Origin of the sequence: Microbispora sp. GKU 823 (genome assembly GCF_002027145.1) — a bacterium.
GTDB lineage: Bacteria > Actinomycetota > Actinomycetes > Streptosporangiales > Streptosporangiaceae > Microbispora > Microbispora siamensis.
The window spans coordinates 1-3,901 of sequence record NZ_MWJN01000213.1; the positions used below are offsets into that span (position 1 = coordinate 1).

A 3,901-nucleotide genomic window follows, 5' to 3' on the forward strand; every position below is an offset into this window, starting at 1 on the left:
CGGACAGCCTCACCGCATAACCTGCAGAAACGGATCACGCGGTGGCAGCTCGTACACCACTTCCCTGGACGTGACCTTCGCCTGGTGGCGCTGTCGTGGTTAGGACGGTCTTATTTGGCCCCGCCCGGACGGCTTGATCTGGCCCCACCGGGGTGCGGGTTCGGCGCTGTTGTGACGGCTTGAAGTGGCCCCGCCTTTGCGGTTTCGGGTGTCGTAGGGCCAGCGGCCGTCGGCGACCGGGGAGTCGGGGTCGAATCGCAGGCGGGCCTCGTCGGGGCTGGTGGCCAGGGTCTGGGGGATCGTGCCAGGTGTGCCCGTTGAGGCGGGCGCTGGTCACGAGTTCGGGCAGGAAGCGCTCGGCCTGGTCGATGAGGCTGGCGGTCAGGGTGATGGCGGTCAGGTCGTCGCCGAGCCAGGCGCCGCGGCGCTTGGCGAGCTGGTGAAGCGCGTGGTCGATGAGGTCGTAGGTGTCGTCGCCGCTGTGCGGTCCCTGGCCGGGCCGGAGCGACGACGTAGGCAACCCAGCACCCGGCGGGCGAGATCACCGGCTGCGACGGCACGGCGCCGTCCACCACCAGTTCCGCAGTCAGCTCCGGCGCGTCTTCACTCGTGCACCGCGGCCTTAGAGGTTGCCTCCCGCCGGCAGCGCGGGCCGATGGATCCAGGCGGCAAGGTCCGCGGGCGCGCATTCGGCGACTCGGGCGGCGTACCGGGGAAGCTCCTCCTCGCTGAGGACCTGCCGCCACTGGCCTGTTGATCCGCTGTGGAAGAACTGGCTGGGGTCGTGATAGAAGCCGTCGTGGCTGGCTTCGGGCGCGAGCTCGCCGGCCCGGCCCTTCATGACCGCGAACGTGGCGGCCTGGACCAGGTCCGGCCAGGCTGCCTCGGTGATGGCGATCCCGAGCCGGGCGGCTATGTAGCGCATCTGCCCTTCGAGGTCATCAAGGAGGTCCTCGTAGCGCAGCAGCACGATGTTCGGCTGGTCGCGGACCTGCCAGAACGTGTCCAGATGGTGAAGCATGATCTCCAGGTCGGACACGGTCTTTCCGGGCGCGGCCGGATTGACCCAGGACCAGAAGCGCTCGCGCGCGGTTCCGCTCGGCAGGGACGGAGCGGCGGCCAGCAGCTCGTCAAGGACCACGGCGCCCACGGCATCCTCCCGCAATGCGAGGGACACGGCCCGGTCGGTGTTGGTGGTATGGCTGTCCAAGGACACGGCCACATCCCGGGGGTCCCGGCTTGCGCAGAGGTAGGTGACCCGGTCGTCGAAGGGCAATCCGTCGAGGGGCGTATGGGTCTTGATGAATCGCCGGTGCGCCTGTGCCTCAAGGTCGGCCAGCACTCCGGTGAGCGGGCGCAGCCGGACGTCCAGCCACGGCGAGATCTGGTCGAGCGGCCGGTCGAATGTCGCGCTTTTGAAGATCTCCAGGGCGCAGATCATCTGCAGCCAGGTCGTCCCGCACTTCGCCGGGGTGCTGATCACGATGTCGCCGGGACGGAACACGAACCCATCCCAGCGGGCCGAGTCCGTAAAGGAGGTCTGGTAGCGAACGCGTTCCCCCAAGCCCATGCGGGGAGAATGGCAGCAACCAGATCGGGCCGTCAACCGTGCCGTGGATGACCGGGGCGCCCCGCTAGCGCAATGACCGGAACGCGGCGCGGACCTCGGTGGTAAACAGCGTCGGTTCCTGCCAGGCAGCGAAGTGATTGCCCCGGTCAACCTCGTTGAAGTAAATGAGGTTGGGGTAGGCCCGCTCGGCCCAGCTGCGCGGGGCCTTTTCTCATGCGGGAAGACGCTCACGGCGGCCTGGCTCAGCATGCGTCAGCGCCTCCCGCACCAGCCGCCGGTGCACCCCGTACCTGCGGGCCAGCGCCCGGACCGACAGCCCCTCCGGCCACGAATCACGCCGGATGCGCTCGAACAGCTCAGCCTTCGTGGCCGCCACCAGACCCTCCTGACGCCGCGCAGCACCACGAGGCTCCCGCGCGCAACCCGCTCGGCGGGGCCACTTCAAGCCGACATAAGGATTCCGTCGCCCGTCCCCAGCCCGGGCGGGGCCAGATCAAGCCGCCCGAGCGGGCCAGATCAAGCCGTCGTAGCCACTGTCGCGGCCCTGGTCACCAGCGTGCGGGCGGGACAGTTTCGCCGGAGCGCCCGAAGGCCATCCGCTTAGCGGGGCCGGCCGCAGCTCGTAGTCTCGTCGGGTGGCCTACGTTCGCACGGTGAAGACTGCCTCGGGGGCGACGGCGGTCCAGGTCGTCTGGTCGTCGCGGCGCGGGTCGCGGAGCATCGAGCACATCGGCTCGGCGCACGACGACGCTGAGCTGGAGGCGCTGAAGTCAGCGGCCAGGGAGCGGCTGGCGGCCGGGCAGACGGAGCTCGACCTCGGGCTGAACCAGCCGGGACCGGGCGGGCCGCTGCCGATCACGTCTTCCCGGATGGGACACCTGATCGATGCGATCGAGCGTGCCTACCGGGCCCTGGGCCTCGATGACGCCGCGGGCGGGGACCAGGTCTTCCGCCACCTGGTCCTAGCCCGGATCATCGAGCCAACGAGCAAGCAGGACAGCCTGCGGGTGCTTGAGGAAGCCGGAGTAAGCGCGGCGTCGTATCCGACGCTCAACCGGTGCCTGCCGCGTATGCGAAGGAGGAGTGGCGGCAGCGGCTGTCCGCTGCATGCGCCGCGCACGCCCGCCTGGGGCCGGCCAGCCTCGTGCTCTACGACGTGTCTACCCTCTACTTCGAGACTGATCAGGGGGACGGGTTCCGCGAGCCTGGCTTCTCCAAGGAGCGGCGGCTGGAGCCGCAGATCACCATCGGCCTGCTGACGGACCAGTCCGGGTTCCCGCTCATGCTCTCGGCTTTCGAGGGGAACCGGGCCGAGACCAAGACGATGCTGCCGGTCATCGAGGAGTTCATGAGCGCGCACCAGCTGCCCGACGTCACCGTAGTCGCGGATGCCGGGATGATCTCCGACGCGAACATGAAGGCCATCGAGGCCGCCGGGCTGTCGTTCATCCTCGGCATGAAGGTCCCCGACGTCCCTTACCTTATCGGCCAGTGGAGGCGGGAGCACCCCGGCGAGGAGATCCCTGACGGGCACGTCTTCACCCAGCCCTGGCCCGCAGGGCCGAAGGACAAGCGCCGTGACCAGGTCATCTACTACCAGTACCGCGCCGACCGCGCCCGGCGGACGCTCCACGGGATCGACGAGCAGGTCGCCAAGGCGGCCAAGGCCGTCGCCGGGCTGGCCCCGGTCAAGCGGAACCGGTTCATCCAGCTTGAGGGCGCGGTCAAGAGCGTCAACCGCGAGCTGGAGGACAAGGCCCGCACCCTGGCCGGGATCAAGGGATACAAGACCAACCTCGCAGCCACCCCGGACGGAGAGCCGGTCACCGCGGACTTCGTGATCAGCTCTTACCACGAGCTCTGGCGGATAGAGAAAAGCTTCCGCATGTCAAAGCACGACCTGCGGGCGCGGCCCGTCTACCACCACAAGCACGAGTCCATCGACGCCCACCTCAGCGTCCTGTTCGCCGCCCTCGCCGTCACCAGGCTCATCGAGGCCCGCACTGGCTGGTCCATCAAGAAGTTCGTCCGCACCGCCCGCCGCTACCGCACCATCCAGATCCGCGCAGGCCAGCACACCATCACCGCCGAGGACCCGCTCCCACCCGACCTCCGCAACGCACTCGCGCTCATCAAGTAGGCCAGACGGGTGCGCACTAAATTGATAAGAGTCAGGTGACGCCCCAACCCAGTGACGCCCCAACCAAGCGACCTCCCCAACCAAGCAACGCCCCACCCCAAACACGTCTCAACCCAAACGGCTTCCCACCCCAGTGACGTCCCAACCCGCCGACCAGGGCCCCACCGCACCACCCCCCCGACCGCACCAAG

General features: G+C 68.8%; 2 protein-coding genes and 1 pseudogene. 1 reads left to right on the forward strand and 2 read right to left on the reverse strand.

From position 1 onward, the window contains the following. Positions 1-622: 622 nt before the first annotated feature. Both B1L11_RS44145 and B1L11_RS46300 read right to left on the reverse strand, forming a co-directional pair. Positions 623-1,504, reverse strand: coding sequence for a sulfotransferase domain-containing protein (locus tag B1L11_RS44145; protein WP_218671706.1), 882 nt, complete (start codon positions 1,502-1,504; stop codon positions 623-625). A gap of 277 nt (positions 1,505-1,781) precedes the next feature. Then, positions 1,782-1,946 (reverse strand): GntR family transcriptional regulator, encoded by a 165-nt coding sequence (locus tag B1L11_RS46300; protein ID WP_218671707.1) that lies wholly within the window; start codon positions 1,944-1,946, stop codon positions 1,782-1,784. Between the two features lie 277 nt (positions 1,947-2,223). On the opposite strand from B1L11_RS46300, the pseudogene B1L11_RS44150 reads away from it, so the two are divergent. Further along, positions 2,224-3,710: pseudogene (locus tag B1L11_RS44150) on the forward strand (IS1634 family transposase). The last annotated feature ends 191 nt before the right edge of the window (positions 3,711-3,901 follow it).